A 17348-nucleotide genomic window follows, 5' to 3' on the forward strand; every position below is an offset into this window, starting at 1 on the left:
GCTAACGTCGAGGCTGTGACGACTAACTTTGGAACCACTGCCGCATCAAAGCAAAAGCCGAAAGGCCGGATCGCTGACGGCCTGCGGTTTGGCCGTTTTCCCATCACGGACGTGCAGCCCGTGGTGGAAGGCGGAAAGTTTCCCGCCAAGGCCTTGCCGGGTGAAGGAATCGTGGTGGGCGCCACCGCTTTCCGCGAGGGACATGACCAGCTCGGCGTGAGCGCCGTCCTTCTAGATCCCCGGGGCAAGGAGCGCCAGCGCGTCCGCCTGGCCCCGCCCAGGGGCGGACGAGGGATGGGGACCGACCGCTGGGAAGGCATCCTCACGCCGTCGGGAACGGGAACCTGGTCATTCATCATCGAGGCCTGGCACGACCGCTACGGGACCTGGCACCACAACGCCGAGGTCAAGGTAGGGGCCGGGATCGACGTCGAGCTGATGCTCGCCGAGGGTTCGGCACTCCTCGCAGAAGCCGCCGACGACGCCTCCCGGAGTGCCGCCGACAGGCGCACCCTGCGGGCGGCAGCCGCCACCCTTGCCAACGGCTCACTGACTGATGAGGAACGGCTCGCTGCAGGATTCGGTCCGGACATCACGGACCTTGTTAACCGTCAGCCCATCAGGGAACTGGTCACCGTGTCGGAGCGCTTCCCACTCTTCGTGGAGCGCGACCTCGCCGGCCGCGGTGCCTGGTACGAATTCTTCCCCCGCTCTGAGGGCGCTGTCCGGGACCCTGCCACAGGCACCTGGACCTCAGGCAACTTCCGCACCGCGGCGAAGCGCCTGGAGGCGGTGGCGGCCATGGGCTTTGACGTGCTCTACATGCCTCCCATCCATCCCATCGGTGTTCAGCACCGCAAGGGACCCAACAACACGCTGATTGCAGGCCCCAACGATCCCGGTTCACCCTGGGCCATTGGCGCCAAGGAGGGCGGCCACGACGCCATCCACCCCGATCTGGGAAGCTTTGACGATTTTGACGCCTTTGTGGCCCACGCCAACGAACTCGGGCTCGAAGTTGCGCTGGACCTCGCGCTCCAGGCGGCCCCGGACCACCCCTGGGTGGAATCGCACCCTGAATGGTTTACCACCCGGGTGGATGGAAGCATTGCCTACGCGGAAAATCCGCCGAAGAAATACCAGGATATTTATCCGCTCAATTTCGACAACGACCCCGAAGGCCTGTCCAAGGAAATCCTGAGGGTGGTCCTGCTGTGGGTCAGCCACGGCGTGAAGATTTTCCGGGTGGATAATCCGCACACCAAGCCCGTGTGGTTCTGGGAATGGCTGATCGGGCAGGTCAACAAGAAGGCGCCCGGCGTAGTGTTCCTTGCCGAGGCCTTCACCCGCCCGGCCATGATGCACGCCCTGGGCAGGGCCGGATTCCAGCAGTCCTACACGTACTTCACCTGGCGGAACACCAAGAAGGAGCTGGAGGCGTACTTCACGGAGGTCAGCCACGAATCCGCGGCCTACTTCAGGCCCAACTTCTTTGTGAACACCCCGGACATCCTCACGGAATACCTGCAGTACGGCGGACCACCCGCGTTCAAGATCCGGGCAGCGCTGGCGGCGACGGCCAGCCCGCTGTGGGGTGTGTATGCAGGCTACGAGCTGTATGAGCACGTGGCCCGCCCGGGTGCCGAAGAGTACATCGACAACGAAAAGTTTGAGTACAAGGCCCGCGACTGGGACGCCGCCGAAGCGTCCGGACGCTCCCTGGCGCCCTACATCACCAGGCTCAACGAGATCCGGCACGCGCATCCGGCGCTGCAGGACCTCCAGAACCTCACGGTGCACCAGAGCACGGATGACGCCACCATCGTCTACTCCAAGCACAAGACCCTCGCGGATGGCACCAAGGACACCCTCATCGTGGTAGTCAATGTTGATCCGCACGGGACAAGGGAGAGCACCGTTTCGCTGGACCTTCCCGCGCTCGAACTGGACCCGGCGGACCTTTCGCACAACGGCGGCTTCTGGGTGGACGACCTGATCTCGGGTGAATCCTGGGAATGGGGCGAATACAACTATGTCCGCCTGGACGCACACGTTGAACCCGCACACATCCTGAGAGTGAGGAGAATTCATCAGTGAGTTTTAACCCGCAGGGCTCCAGTCAGCATTTCACCCCCAAGAGCACGTTTGAGCTAAACGCGCCCGGCCTCCAACATGACCCCTTGTGGTATCGGAAGGCAGTGTTCTACGAGGTGCTCGTGAGAGCCTTTGCGGACGCCAACGGTGACGGTTCAGGCGACTTCCACGGACTCATCGACAGGCTGGACTACCTGCAATGGCTGGGGGTGGACTGCCTGTGGCTGCCGCCGTTTTTCCAGTCACCTCTGCGCGACGGCGGATATGACATCTCCGACTACAACTCCGTGCTTGATGAGTTCGGCACCATCACGGACTTCAAGCGCCTCGTGGCCGAAGCCCATGCGCGCGGCGTCCGGGTCATCATCGACCTCCCGCTGAACCACACGTCGGACCAGCACCCCTGGTTCCAGGAATCCCGCAAGGATCCCGATGGCCCGTTCGGTGACTTCTACGTGTGGAGCGACACGGACGAGAAGTACCAGGATGCCCGCATCATCTTTGTGGACACGGAGGAATCAAACTGGAGTTTCGATCCCATCCGTCGCCAGTTCTTCTGGCACCGCTTCTTCAGCCACCAGCCTGATTTGAACTTTGAGAACCCCAAGGTCATTGATGCGCTCTTTGACGTTGTCAGGTTCTGGCTGGACCAGGGCATCGACGGCTTCCGCGCTGATGCCATCCCTTACCTCTTCGAGGAGGAAGGGACCAACTGCGAAAACCTTCCCGCCACCCATGACTTCCTGCGCAAGCTGCGGACCATGGTGGACGAGAGCTACCCGGGCCGCGTCATCATCGCCGAGGCCAACCAGCCTCCCAACGAGGTGGTGGAGTACTTCGGTACAGAGGCCGAGCCTGAATGCCACATGGCCTTCCATTTCCCCATCATGCCGCGCCTCTACTACGCGCTGCGTGACCAGAAGGCCGCCCCGATCATCGAGACGATGCATGACACCCCGGAAATTCCGGAGGGGGCGCAGTGGGGGACCTTCCTGCGGAACCATGATGAACTGACCCTGGAAATGGTAACGGCGGATGAACGTGCCGCGATGCTCGGCTGGTACGCACCGGACCCCCGGATGCGGGCCAACATCGGTATCCGCCGCCGGCTGGCGCCCCTGCTGGACAACTCCAGGGCCGAGATCGAGCTGATCCACGCCCTGCTGCTCTCGCTCCCGGGGAGCCCGTTCCTGTACTACGGGGACGAGATCGGCATGGGGGACAACATCTGGCTTGAAGACCGCGACGCCGTGCGTACTCCCATGCAGTGGAATCCGGACCGTAACGCCGGCTTCTCCGACGCGGATCCCGGCAAGCTGTACCTTCCGGTCATCCAGTCGCTTGTGTACAACTACAGCATGGCCAACGTCGAGGCAGAGGCGGCTCATTCGGGTTCCCTGCTCCGCTGGACCAGGCAAATCCTCAGCGTCCGCAAGAACCACCCGGCCTTCGGACTGGGGAGCTTCAAACACGTCGAGGCAGACCACGACGCCGTCCTGGCGTACATCCGCGAGCTGTCCGATGACAACACGGCGGGAGCGGACGGAGAGTCCATCCTGTGCGCGTTCAATCTTTCCCAGCACCCGGTGGCGGCCAGGCTGCGGGTTCCGCAATTTGCCGGCCGCGGGCTCCGTGACGTGTTCGGCGGGCAGCCTTTCCCCGGCATCGACGACGACGGCACGCTGACGCTGACCCTGGGAAGCCATGATTTCTTCTGGCTTCGCGTCCGGTCGGCGGCATCCAACCCGGCCTCGCCCTACACTCAGGCGATGCCTATCCTGTCCATCGAGAACTGATATGAATCAGCCAACCCTCACCCCTGAACTGGGGGCAGTCCTTCGGGAATGGTTGCCGCGGCAGCGCTGGTTCCCGGTCAAGTCAGCCGATTTTTCGCTGGAACTGGCGGGTGGCCTGAACCTGGAAGATCCCGCCAGGAAGGTCCACCTGGAGGTTTTCCTGCTGGCGGTGACGTCGCGGACGGCCGACGGCGGGAGCCGCACCGACGTTGTCCAGGTCCCTCTGAGCTACCGGAGTGCGCCGCTGGCCGGGAGCGAGCGGGCACTGGTCGGCCAAGCCGAATCCGGCGACGCCGGGCCGGCATGGATCTATGACGGCGTCCACGATCCGGCCTTCGTTTCCGCCTGGCTGGAGCTGATCCGCACCGAAACCGGCTCCGGCACGGTTAAGGGCCACCGCGTACCTTCGGACCATCGTCTGCCCACCGCCCATGGAATGGTCAAGGTCCTGTCCGGAGAACAATCGAACAGCTCCGTCATCGTTGATGACGGCGAGTCCGCCGCGATTGTGAAATTCTTCCGGGTGCTCTCGGAAGGGACGAACCCGGAAGTGGAAGTGGGGGCTGCCCTCACCGCCGCAGGCACGTCCGAAGTTCCGGCCACGCTTGGTTGGGTCAGCAGCGCATGGCAGGTGGCCAGCCTGACCGCGGGCGCCCGTCTGGCCGAGGGCGAACTGGCAGTCGCCCACGAATTTCTGGCCGGCGGCCGGGACGCGTGGCGCCTCGCCGTTGACGCGGCCCGGACCGGCACCGACTTCACGGCTGAAGCGCACGCCCTCGGGGCGGCCACAGCCACCGTCCATCGCAGGCTCGCCGACGCCCTGGGTACCTCCAAGGAATCCGAGCCGGGGGAGATCATCGCTCCCGCAGTAGCCCAGCGGGTGCGGCAGGCATGGGCGGAAGCCGGTGCCGCCGTCGGGCCCTACGACCAGGAGCTCACCGCACTGCTCACCGAGCTCGACGGCGTGCCGGCCGGTCCATTGCAGCGGATCCACGGCGATCTCCACCTTGGCCAGATCCTGCAGGTGCCCGGGCACGGCGACGATCCTGAACGGTGGGCCATCCTGGACTTTGAAGGTGAACCGCTGCGGCCCATCGCCGAACGCAACCTCCCCGACGTTCCGCTCCGCGACGTCGTGGGCATGCTGCGCTCGTTTGACTACGCGGCCGGGGCAGCAGAACGCGAGTACCAGGGTGCACACATCGTGGAGACGTGGGTGGACGATTGCGCCGACGCCTTCATAGCCGGCTATACAGAGGTCACACCCGGCACCATCGACCGCAGCTCGCCGCTCTTTGTGGCATTGTGGCTGGACAAGGCGCTCTACGAAGTTGTTTATGAGTTGCGGAACAGGCCTGACTGGCTGGCGATTCCAGTGAACTCCTCCAGACGGCTCCTCAGCGGTAAAGGCTCCGGCGATCAGGCCGGGGCGGCATCGGAAGGTAACGAAATGACAGGCTCAGCACGTACTGATCGGCCGCATGCGCCGCTTCACGTGAACCCAGATACCCTCGGCCAGGTGGCAAACGGTGAGCATCACGCGCCGCACTCAGTCCTGGGTGCACACCTGGACGACCACGGCCACGTGACCATCCGGACCGTGAAGCACCTCGCTGCGTCCGTGTCCGTCGTCACTGCCGCCGGTTCCGTGCCCATGACGCACGAGGCACACGGCGTCTGGGCTGCAGTGCTTGAACCACTTCAGCCGGGCCATGTTCCCGATTACCGGCTGGAAGTTGCCTACCCGGGTGCAGAGCCAGTGGTGGTGGACGAGCCCTACCGCTACCTTCCCACTGTGGGTGAAGTGGACCTGCACCTGATCGGAGAGGGCAGGCACGAGAAGCTGTGGGAGGTGCTGGGTGCGCATGTCCAGCACTACAAGTCCTCACTTGGCGACGTCGACGGCGTGTCCTTCGCCGTCTGGGCGCCCAACGCACAGGCCGTTCGTGTCAAGGGCGACTTCAACGCCTGGGACGGCCGCGAGCATTCGCTCCGTTCCCTGGGCTCGTCCGGGGTGTGGGAAGTCTTCCTGCCCGGCGTTTTAGCAGGGGCGTGCTACAAGTTCGAGATCAAAACCAAGGGCGGCTACTGGGTCGAAAAGGCCGATCCGCTTGCTTTTGGTACAGAGGTTCCGCCCCTGACTGCGTCCCGGGTGGTGGAACCGTCCTACGTCTTCAAGGACGACGAATGGATGGAGGCGCGGGCCCAGCGGGATCCGCACAACTCGCCCATGAGTGTTTACGAAGTCCACCTAGGCTCGTGGCGGCTGGGCCTCGGCTACCGTGAGCTGGCCAAAGAGCTGGTGGACTACGTCAAGTGGCTGGGATTCACCCACGTTGAGTTCATGCCCGTGGCCGAGCACCCGTTCGGTGGTTCCTGGGGTTACCAGGTCACCTCCTACTTCGCCCCGACGTCGAGGTTCGGCCACCCGGATGAGTTCCGCTTCCTGGTGGACGCGCTGCACCAGGCCGGAATCGGTGTGCTTCTGGACTGGGTTCCGGCGCACTTCCCGAAGGATGCCTGGGCGCTGGCAGAGTTCGACGGCGAGCCGCTGTACGAGCATGCCGATCCGAACTTGGGTGAGCACCCGGACTGGGGCACGCTGATCTTCGACTTCGGCCGGACCGAAGTCCGGAACTTCCTGGTCGCCAACGCGCTCTATTGGCTTGATGAATTCCACATCGACGGGCTCCGCGTGGACGCCGTGGCCTCTATGCTCTACCTGGACTACTCCCGTGAAGACGGCCAATGGTCACCCAACAGGTTTGGCGGCCGTGAAAACCTGGAAGCCATTTCCTTCCTCCAGGAAGTCAACGCCACGGTCTACAAGACCCACCCTGGCGCGGTCATGATCGCTGAGGAATCCACGGCGTTCCCCGGAGTGACGGCACCAACCAGCCACGGCGGCCTGGGCTTTGGCCTGAAGTGGAACATGGGCTGGATGCATGACTCCCTCAAGTACGCCTCCGAGGATCCGGTCAACCGCAAGTGGCACCACGGCACCATCACGTTTTCCATGGTCTACGCCTTCACCGAAAACTTCCTGCTGCCCATCAGCCATGATGAGGTAGTGCACGGCAAGGGCTCCATGCTCCGAAAGATGCCCGGTGACCGCTGGCAGCAGCTCGCCAACCTGCGGGCCTTCCTGGCGTACCAATGGGCACACCCGGGCAAGCAGCTCATCTTTATGGGCACCGAGTTCGGGCAGGAAGCCGAATGGTCAGAGCAGCATGGCCTGGACTGGTGGCTTGCGGACATCCCCGCACACCGCGGAATGCAGCTGCTCACCAAGGATCTGAACGAGCTATACAGCTCGACGCCGGCGCTCTATTCGCGCGACAACGAGCCCGGAGGCTTTCAGTGGATCAACGGCGGCGATGCTGACCGGAACGTCCTGACCTTCGTTCGCTGGGACACTGAAGGTAATCCGCTGGTCTGCGCCGTGAACTTCTCCGGGGGCCCGCACGTCGGTTACCCCTTGGGCGTGCCGGAGGATGGCGCCTGGACGGAAGTTCTGAACACCGATTCATCCGCGTACGGGGGATCTGGTGTGCTGAACGGGGGAAGCCTCACCGCACTCCCGAAGGGACTCGATGGCCAGCCGGCAACCCTGACTGTGACGTTGCCGCCACTGGGCGCAGCGTACTTCAAGCCGGCCGGCCCCGCGGTCAAGTAGGAAAAACCGCCGCTGACAGAAGAAGCCCGGAACCCTTGTGGTTCCGGGCTTTTTCGTGTCCTTCGGGGCTTGGCCAGAACCCTGTTCTGGGGCCGGTTAGCCATCGCAGCCAAGTGGTGGTAGAGTTTATTTCCGCGCTGCTCCCCGGAGTCAGTCGGTGAAGGTGACCCAGATGCCAATGGCAACACAGGGTCAGGAACGCCGATTTGACTAGGGTGAAGCTAGCGGGTAAGTTTGAAAAGTTGCTCCGGAGCGATCCGCGGCCCTTGTGGGGTTGTGGTGGTGCCGGGTGTGTCTGTTGTTTGAGAACTCAATAGTGTGCCAAGTTTGTTGATACCGGTTTATTTTATATGAATTGGTTGAATTTGCCGGACTGACCACCCCGTGGTTGGTTTGGTTTTTACAGCTGGTTTCAAATTTTGTGCAGCCGTTTTATCCCGTTTTCCCGGGGTTGGTGGTTGTGTCTGTTTTTGTTTTACTTCAACGGAGAGTTTGATCCTGGCTCAGGATGAACGCTGGCGGCGTGCTTAACACATGCAAGTCGAACGATGAAGCCCACTTGTGGGTGGATTAGTGGCGAACGGGTGAGTAACACGTGAGTAACCTGCCCTTAACTCTGGGATAAGCCTGGGAAACTGGGTCTAATACCGGATATGACTCCTCATCGCATGGTGGGGGGTGGAAAGCTTTTTGTGGTTTTGGATGGACTCGCGGCCTATCAGCTTGTTGGTGAGGTAATGGCTCACCAAGGCGACGACGGGTAGCCGGCCTGAGAGGGTGACCGGCCACACTGGGACTGAGACACGGCCCAGACTCCTACGGGAGGCAGCAGTGGGGAATATTGCACAATGGGCGAAAGCCTGATGCAGCGACGCCGCGTGAGGGATGACGGCCTTCGGGTTGTAAACCTCTTTCAGTAGGGAAGAAGCGAAAGTGACGGTACCTGCAGAAGAAGCGCCGGCTAACTACGTGCCAGCAGCCGCGGTAATACGTAGGGCGCAAGCGTTATCCGGAATTATTGGGCGTAAAGAGCTCGTAGGCGGTTTGTCGCGTCTGCCGTGAAAGTCCGGGGCTCAACTCCGGATCTGCGGTGGGTACGGGCAGACTAGAGTGATGTAGGGGAGACTGGAATTCCTGGTGTAGCGGTGAAATGCGCAGATATCAGGAGGAACACCGATGGCGAAGGCAGGTCTCTGGGCATTAACTGACGCTGAGGAGCGAAAGCATGGGGAGCGAACAGGATTAGATACCCTGGTAGTCCATGCCGTAAACGTTGGGCACTAGGTGTGGGGGACATTCCACGTTTTCCGCGCCGTAGCTAACGCATTAAGTGCCCCGCCTGGGGAGTACGGCCGCAAGGCTAAAACTCAAAGGAATTGACGGGGGCCCGCACAAGCGGCGGAGCATGCGGATTAATTCGATGCAACGCGAAGAACCTTACCAAGGCTTGACATGGACCGGATCGCCGCAGAAATGTGGTTTCCCCTTTGGGGCCGGTTCACAGGTGGTGCATGGTTGTCGTCAGCTCGTGTCGTGAGATGTTGGGTTAAGTCCCGCAACGAGCGCAACCCTCGTTCTATGTTGCCAGCGCGTGATGGCGGGGACTCATAGGAGACTGCCGGGGTCAACTCGGAGGAAGGTGGGGACGACGTCAAATCATCATGCCCCTTATGTCTTGGGCTTCACGCATGCTACAATGGCCGGTACAAAGGGTTGCGATACTGTGAGGTGGAGCTAATCCCAAAAAGCCGGTCTCAGTTCGGATTGGGGTCTGCAACTCGACCCCATGAAGTCGGAGTCGCTAGTAATCGCAGATCAGCAACGCTGCGGTGAATACGTTCCCGGGCCTTGTACACACCGCCCGTCAAGTCACGAAAGTTGGTAACACCCGAAGCCGGTGGCCTAACCCCTTGTGGGAGGGAGCTGTCGAAGGTGGGACTGGCGATTGGGACTAAGTCGTAACAAGGTAGCCGTACCGGAAGGTGCGGCTGGATCACCTCCTTTCTAAGGAGCACCTACAAACCATTGCCGCGTGTATGCGTGGTGGGGGTTTGTCAGGAGTATATGCCCGTTGCGCAGACGCAAGTTCTGCGGCGGGTGCTCATGGGTGGAATATCAACAAATAGCGGCTGCCTGGTTTATGCCTTATCTAGTACGGATGTCCTGTTCTTCTTTGAAGTGCGGGTGTCCTGGAACGGTGGGGTGTGGTTTGGGTGGTTTAGTGTTTGGCACACTGTTGGGTCCTGAGGCAACAGGGCCGGTGGGAAAAGATCATGGTTTTGGCTGTGGTGTGTTTTTTCCGGGTTTGTTTGTTTCTGGTTTCCTGGCTGCACCGATCACACGGTTGCCCTTTTGGGGGTGTGTGTGGGGTGTGTGGTTTGGGGTTGTTGTTTGAGAACTACATAGTGGACGCGAGCATCTTTTATAAGAAGCAATTTCCAAGAATATGAACCTGGATCTGGCTGCGCTGTTGATGCCCTTTGGGGTGTTGGGGTGTGGTTGGTTTTCATGGTTCTCTCGTAAATTACTGATTGATCTTTTGTGGTCAAGTTTTTAAGAGCACACGGTGGATGCCTTGGCATTAGGAGCCGAAGAAGGACGTAGGAATCTGCGATAAGCCTGGGGGAGTCGATAACCGGACTGTGATCCCAGGGTGTCCGAATGGGGAAACCCCGCCAGACGCGCGAGTGATCTGGTGACCCGCATCTGAACACATAGGGTGCGTGGAGGGAACGCGGGGAAGTGAAACATCTCAGTACCCGCAGGAAGAGAAAACAATAGTGATTCCGTGAGTAGTGGCGAGCGAAAGCGGATCAGGCTAAACCGTTCCATGTGTGATAGCCGGCGGGCGTTGCATGGTCGGGGTTGTGGGACTTTCCGTTCTGTCTCTGCCGGGACAGTGGGGTGTGATGTGCAGGCATAGGTGAACGGTCTTGAAAGGCCGGCCAGAGAGGGTGGGAGCCCCGTAACCGAAATGTTTTGTACCGCCTGGAGAGTATCCCAAGTAGCACGGGGCCCGAGAAATCCCGTGCGAATCTGTCAGGACCACCTGATAAGCCTAAATACTCCCTAATGACCGATAGCGGACCAGTACCGTGAGGGAAAGGTGAAAAGTACCCCGGGAGGGGAGTGAAACAGTACCTGAAACCGTGTGCTTACAATCCGTCGGAGCAGCCTTGTAGCTGTGACGGCGTGCCTTTTGAAGAATGAGCCTGCGAGTTAGTGTTACGTCGCGAGGTTAACCCGTGTGGGGAAGCCGTAGCGAAAGCGAGTCTGAATAGGGCGTTGCAGTGGCGTGATCTAGACCCGAAGCGAAGTGATCTACCCATGGCCAGGTTGAAGCGACGGTAAGACGTCGTGGAGGACCGAACCCACTTCAGTTGAAAATGGAGGGGATGAGCTGTGGGTAGGGGTGAAAGGCCAATCAAACTTCGTGATAGCTGGTTCTCCCCGAAATGCATTTAGGTGCAGCGTTGCGTGTTTCTTACCGGAGGTAGAGCTACTGGATGGCTAATGGGCCCTACAAGGTTACTGACGTCAGCCAAACTCCGAATGCCGGTAAGTGAGAGCGCAGCAGTGAGACTGTGGGGGATAAGCTTCATAGTCGAGAGGGAAACAGCCCAGACCACCAACTAAGGCCCCTAAGCGTGTGCTAAGTGGGAAAGGATGTGGAGTTGCGAAGACAACCAGGAGGTTGGCTTAGAAGCAGCCATCCTTAAAAGAGTGCGTAATAGCTCACTGGTCAAGTGATTCCGCGCCGACAATGTAGCGGGGCTCAAGTACACCGCCGAAGTTGTGGCATTCAGATATTAGCTAAGCCCTTGTGGTTCAGGCGTCTGGATGGGTAGGGGAGCGTCGTGTGGGCAGTGAAGTCGCGGTGTAAACCAGCGGTGGAGCCTACACGAGTGAGAATGCAGGCATGAGTAGCGAAAGACGGGTGAGAAACCCGTCCGCCGAATGATCAAGGGTTCCAGGGTCAAGCTAATCTGCCCTGGGTAAGTCGGGACCTAAGGCGAGGCCGACAGGCGTAGTCGATGGACAACGGGTTGATATTCCCGTACCGGCGAAAAACCGTCCATGCTGAACAGGGGATACTAACTGCCCGAGACCTGCCCGATCACCCTTGTGGTGTGAGGGTTTTGGTGGAGCGCGGGACCTGATCCTGGGAGGTAAGCGTATTAACAGGTGTGACGCAGGAAGGTAGCCAAGCCGGGCGATGGTTGTCCCGGTCTAAGGATGTAGGGCGAACGGTAGGCAAATCCGCTGTTCATGATGCCTGAGATCTGATGGGACCCCCTCACGGGGGGATTTGGTGATCCTATGCTGCCGAGAAAAGCATCGACGCGAGGTTTTAGCCGCCCGTACCCCAAACCGACACAGGTGATCAGGTAGAGAATACTAAGGCGATCGAGAGAATTATGGTTAAGGAACTCGGCAAAATGCCCCCGTAACTTCGGGAGAAGGGGGGCCCCAACCTTGATGGACACACGCTGTCCGGAGGGGATCGGGGCCGCAGAGACCAGGGGGAAGCGACTGTTTACTAAAAACACAGGTCCGTGCGAAGTCGCAAGACGATGTATACGGACTGACTCCTGCCCGGTGCTGGAAGGTTAAGAGGACCGGTTAGCCTCACGGCGAAGCTGAGAATTCAAGCCCCAGTAAACGGCGGTGGTAACTATAACCATCCTAAGGTAGCGAAATTCCTTGTCGGGTAAGTTCCGACCTGCACGAATGGAGTAACGACTTCCCCGCTGTCTCAACCATAAACTCGGCGAAATTGCAGTACGAGTAAAGATGCTCGTTACGCGCAGCAGGACGGAAAGACCCCGAGACCTTTACTATAGTTTGGTATTGGTGTTCGGAGTGGCTTGTGTAGGATAGGTGGGAGACGTTGAAGCCCGGACGCCAGTTCGGGTGGAGTCATCGTTGAAATACCACTCTGGTCACTTTGGACATCTAACTTCGGCCCGTAATCCGGGTCAGGGACAGTGCCTGATGGGTAGTTTAACTGGGGCGGTTGCCTCCTAAAAAGTAACGGAGGCGCCCAAAGGTTCCCTCAGCCTGGTTGGCAATCAGGTGTCGAGTGTAAGTGCACAAGGGAGCTTGACTGTGAGAGAGACATCTCGAGCAGGGACGAAAGTCGGGACTAGTGATCCGGCGGTACATTGTGGAATGGCCGTCGCTCAACGGATAAAAGGTACCTCGGGGATAACAGGCTGATCTTGCCCAAGAGTCCATATCGACGGCATGGTTTGGCACCTCGATGTCGGCTCGTCGCATCCTGGGGCTGGAGTAGGTCCCAAGGGTTGGGCTGTTCGCCCATTAAAGCGGTACGCGAGCTGGGTTTAGAACGTCGTGAGACAGTTCGGTCCCTATCCGCTGCGCGCGCAGGAAATTTGAGAAGGGCTGTCCTTAGTACGAGAGGACCGGGACGGACGAACCTCTGGTGTGTCAGTTGTACTGCCAAGTGCACCGCTGATTAGCTACGTTCGGATGGGATAACCGCTGAAAGCATCTAAGCGGGAAGCTCGCTTCGAGATGAGATTTCCATACACCTTGTGTGTGAGAGGCCCCCAGCCAGACCACTGGGTTGATAGGCCGGATGTGGAAGCGAGGACTAACGACTCGTGAAGCTGACCGGTACTAATAGGCCGATAACTTACACCACACACCAATGCGTGAACGGCATTCAAAAGACGTTCACACCAAGCATCGGTAAAAAGATAACAAGACTGCTTGCGTCCACTATGTGGTTCCCAAACAACAAACCAAACCGGTTACGTTGCTTGAGGAACAAAACTAAATAACAACACCACAACTGCCTTAACCGGCAGAGCATGTTGTAACCAGACTTCCCACCCCCACACAGGGGGACGGGTACAAGGGTTACGGCGGTCATAGCGTGGGGGAAACGCCCGGTCCCATTCCGAACCCGGAAGCTAAGACCCACAGCGCCGATGGTACTGCACCCGGGAGGGTGTGGGAGAGTAGGACACCGCCGGACAAACATTAGGCTCAGGCCCCGACACACACGTCGGGGCCTGACCCATTTAAAACACCCAAAACCCCCAGAACCCCTCAACCTTCCCCCAACTCCCGCAGCGCCGGCACCGCCACACCCCGCAGGACCTGCGAGAGCGTCCCGCCACAGCCCGCAGGACCTGAGAGAGCCTCCGGCCACGGCCCACAGGACCTGCGAGAAGGTTGGGCTTGATTGAACGGCCCGCTGAGCCCGCCGGTAGAGTTGACGTCCATGGACAACCTCTTCAGCCACGCGGATGACTCCCTCCCAGGCACTGCTGAATCCCGGGATTCCCTGGACCCGGTCATCTGTACTGTCACGGTTCCAGGTCCGGTTGCCCAGGCCTTTGCCGGCTTCACCGACCACACGCATCTGTGGTGGCCACTCGAGTCGCACGGCGTCTACGGCGCGGGTTCCTACGTCGAGTTCGAGGAAAACCTCATCCTGGAAACTGCCGATGACGGACGAACCACTATCTGGGGCACCATTGATGACTGGCAGCCGCCGCTGTCCTTCCACGCGTCCTGGCATCCGGGAACCACCGCACTGTGGTCCACAGAGTTGCGTGTGGCCTTCAGGGCCGTTTCGGACGGGACAGAGGTCCGCCTGGTGCACGACGGCTGGGAGGGCGCTGAGGATCCTTCTGCGACGCGTGCCTCGTATGAGGCCGATTGGCCAACGGTACTGGAACGCTTTGTGCGTTTTATGGGTGGAACGGGCCCGGACGGGGACGAAGCCGGGCCGGCCTAAACCGGCGGTACGGCGGTGCTCGTCCTGATCACAAACTCGGTGGGGTATTCATGGTCCACTGTGTCTGGACTTCCCGACGTGCGCTTGGAGCGTTGCTTGAGGCCTTGCCGGGACGCCGGCTGCCTTGTCCCGGTTTGCGCGCCGGCATCAAGGCTTGCCAACAGCATTTTGGCCGCCAGGGCTCCCTGTCCCCGGGCATCCTGGTTGATGGTGGTCAGCCCAAACACTTCGCCGAGTTCGTGGCCGTCCATGCCGATGACTGACAGGTCCTGGGGTACGCGAAGGCCGAAGTCCCGTGCCGCAAGAATCGTGCCGATGGCCATCTCGTCCGATGCCGCGAACACCGCGGTTGGCCGCTCCGACGCCGTACCAAGGAGCCTTCGGGCACTGGCGTAGGCGCCTTGGATGGTGAAGTCCGCATCCACCTGCCATTCGGGCCGCACGGGGAGCCCAGCAGTCTTCATGGCTGTCTCAAAGCCCGTCTGCCGGATCCCCGGCAGCTTGAAGTCCTGGTTGAGCTCGGCATAACCCGTCATGTGGGCGATCCGGGTGTGTCCCAGCCGGAGCAGGTGTTCCATGGCCATCAAGGAAAGGCCGGCATCGTTGATCCTGATGGTGGACGCCCCGGTCAGCGCCCCGCCAATTCCAACGATGGGCCGGTGGATGGCAAGCAGCTGCTGGATTTCGGCGTCGGTGAGCACCAAAGCGACAGCGATGACCGCGTCCAGCCTTTTACGGAGCAGGAAGTCGTTCAGGACGCTGTGGCGCCGCTCCGGCTGGTCTCCCACGTTGTAGAGCGTCAGGTCATACCCTGCGTCCAGCAGGGCCGCAGACACGCCCTCCACCACGGACGAAAAGTACCAGCGGTGGACCGAGGGAACCACCAGGCCGACATTATGGTTGCGCCCTGATGCAAGGCTGGAGGCATGGTAGGACGGAACAAAGCCAAGTTCTTCGGCAGCCGCCTGCGCAAGCTGGCGGCTTTTGGCTGAAACATTGGCCTTGCCGCTGAGCGCCCGCGAAACCGTTGCAATTGACAGCCCTGCCCGGTCGGCGACGTCCTTGATCCCCGCAAGTCCCACTACTCGGCGCCGCGCCCGTCAATGCGCAGCCAGGCGGTTTCGCCGGAAGCCAGGTAGTGACCCAGGTCAGGCTCGGCGCTGCGCAGCAGGACGTCCCCTGCAGGCATCTCCAGGGACTCGTGGTTCAGGTTCATAAGCACCAGCGTAGCGCCGTTCACGTATGCCAGTGATGAGCCCGTGCACCATTCCTCTGCCCAGGCCAAGGATCCGCGGCCCAAGTCGCGTTCGCGCCGGAGCGCCAAAGTCCGCCTGTACAGCGAAAGGTGCGACGACGGCGAGGCAGCCTGCACGTCCCTTGACAGTTCAGTGAAGCTTGCCGGCAAGGGCAGCCACGGGTCCTGCCCGGAACCGAAGCCGGCGTGCCGCTCCGCCGCGCGCCAGGGGAGTGGAACCCGGCAGCCGTCACGGCCCAGCCGTTCGCCACCGGTGCGGGCAAACGTGGGGTCCTGCCGCAGCCCCTCAGGGATGTCTATGCCGTCCGGGAGGCCCAGCTCCTCACCCTGGTAGAGGTAGGCGGCGCCGGGGAGCCCCAGCATAAACGTCGAGGCTGCTGCTGCCCGCCTGCGGCCCAGCGCCATATCGGGCTGCGGATCCGCCGGCCCGATTCCGTCGCCGTCCCGTGGTCCTGAGCCGTTGTAGCCAAACCGCGAGGCGTGCCGTACGACGTCGTGGTTGGACAGCACCCAGGTGCTGGGTGCTCCCACGGCGTCCAATGCCGTCAGTGAATCCGTGATGACGGACCTGAGCCTGTACACGTCCAGCCCGGCGTGCAGGAACGGGAAGTTAAAGGCCTGGTGCATTTGGTCTGGTTTGACCCAGTTCGCCAGGCGCGGCAGCGGATCCACATTGGCCTCGGCACACAGGATGCGGTCGGGCCCGTACTGGTCAAGGATGAGGCGCCAGGCACGGTAGATGTCGTGCAAAGCAGGTTGGCCGAACATTGGAGCCTCGTGGCCCGGGAAGCCGTACGAGCTCCCGCCGTCGGCGCGGCCGCCCCACCCGGGGAGTCCGGGAGCCTTGACCAGGGCATGGGCCACGTCCACCCGGAAGCCGGAAACGCCGCGGTCAAGCCAAAAGCGGAGCACCCGCTCAAATTCCGCGTGGACGGCTGGGTTGTCCCAGTTGAAATCCGGCTGGGACGAATCAAAGAGGTGCAGGTACCACTGGCCGGGCCGGCCGTCGGGCCCGGTGACCCGCGTCCACGCAGGGCCGCCAAAATGGGACTGCCAGTTGTTGGGCGGTTCGTTTCCGTCAGGCCCGGTGCCGTCACGGAAGATGAACATGTCCCGCTCAGGGCTGCCTGCAGGGGCTGAGAGCGCGGCCTGGAAGGCCACGTGCTGGTCAGAGCAGTGATTGGGTACAAGGTCCACAATGACCCGGAGGCCCAGCCGGTTTGCCTCGGCCATCATGACGTCGAAATCACCCAGCGTGCCGAAGATCGGATCAACGTCGCAGTAGTCGCTGACGTCGTAACCGGCGTCCCTCTGCGGGGAGCGGTAAAAGGGTGACAGCCAGACGGCGTCCACATTCAGCTCGGCGAGGTGAGCAAGCTCCTCCGTGATACCCGGGATGTCTCCGATGCCGTCGCCGTTAAGGTCGCGGAAGGACCTGGGGTAGACCTGGTAGATGACGGCGGACCGCCACCAGCCCGGGACTGTATCGGCGTCGTGGATGAGGGTCAGCGGACCTGTCAGGTGCGCTGTGGTGGAGATCACTGTATCTACGGACATGGAGAAGAGTTTAGGCCTGCGTATCTCAAAAATGAAAACGCTTCCAGTGATGTGACCACAAGCCTACTTAGGGTCAAATGACTGGATGAAATGCCGGTGTGGAAACGTTTGCAGGACGGCGGTCTGCCGGAGCCTGCGCCGCCCGGCTCCCATGCGGCGGTCCTAGACTTGGACGACGGACGCGACGAGGACTGGAGG

General features: G+C 61.0%; 6 protein-coding genes and 3 rRNA genes. 7 read left to right on the forward strand and 2 right to left on the reverse strand.

Features of this window, described 5'->3' with window-relative positions; translation table 11 throughout:
* The first annotated feature begins 15 nt into the window (after positions 1-15).
* From M1E17_RS04400 to M1E17_RS04430, 7 genes are all read left to right on the forward strand, one after another.
* The gene (locus tag M1E17_RS04400) at positions 16-2097 is read left to right on the forward strand and encodes an alpha-1,4-glucan--maltose-1-phosphate maltosyltransferase (RefSeq protein ID WP_457965713.1); all 2082 of its coding nucleotides are present in this window, start codon (positions 16-18) and stop codon (positions 2095-2097) included.
* Entirely contained in the window at positions 2094-3890 is a 1797-nt protein-coding gene (treS, locus tag M1E17_RS04405) for a maltose alpha-D-glucosyltransferase (protein WP_457965714.1), read from the forward strand. The genes M1E17_RS04400 and treS overlap by 4 nt, the downstream gene beginning before the upstream one ends.
* A gap of 1 nt (position 3891) precedes the next feature.
* Positions 3892-7566, forward strand: coding sequence for a 1,4-alpha-glucan branching enzyme (locus tag M1E17_RS04410; protein ID WP_457965716.1), 3675 nt, complete (start codon positions 3892-3894; stop codon positions 7564-7566).
* Positions 7567-8046: 480 nt separating this feature from the next.
* Positions 8047-9570 (forward strand): 16S ribosomal RNA (locus M1E17_RS04415).
* 539 nt (positions 9571-10109) lie between these two features.
* Positions 10110-13234 (forward strand): 23S ribosomal RNA (locus M1E17_RS04420).
* 219 nt (positions 13235-13453) lie between these two features.
* Positions 13454-13570: ribosomal RNA gene (gene rrf, locus M1E17_RS04425) — 5S ribosomal RNA — on the forward strand.
* The 16S, 23S and 5S rRNA genes sit together here, the layout of an rRNA operon.
* 249 nt (positions 13571-13819) lie before the next feature.
* Positions 13820-14338 (forward strand): SRPBCC domain-containing protein, encoded by a 519-nt coding sequence (locus M1E17_RS04430; protein WP_457965718.1) that lies wholly within the window; start codon positions 13820-13822, stop codon positions 14336-14338.
* Here M1E17_RS04430 and M1E17_RS04435 read toward each other — a convergent pair.
* Positions 14335-15420, reverse strand: coding sequence for a LacI family DNA-binding transcriptional regulator (locus tag M1E17_RS04435; RefSeq protein ID WP_457965719.1), 1086 nt, complete (start codon positions 15418-15420; stop codon positions 14335-14337). The genes M1E17_RS04430 and M1E17_RS04435 overlap by 4 nt on opposite strands.
* Complete coding sequence (locus M1E17_RS04440) at positions 15420-17150, reverse strand: glycoside hydrolase family 13 protein (protein WP_457965720.1); 1731 nt, start codon at positions 17148-17150, stop codon at positions 15420-15422. The genes M1E17_RS04435 and M1E17_RS04440 overlap by 1 nt, the downstream gene beginning before the upstream one ends.
* Positions 17151-17348 lie beyond the last annotated feature (198 nt).

The organism is Arthrobacter sp. D1-29 (assembly GCF_054130585.1).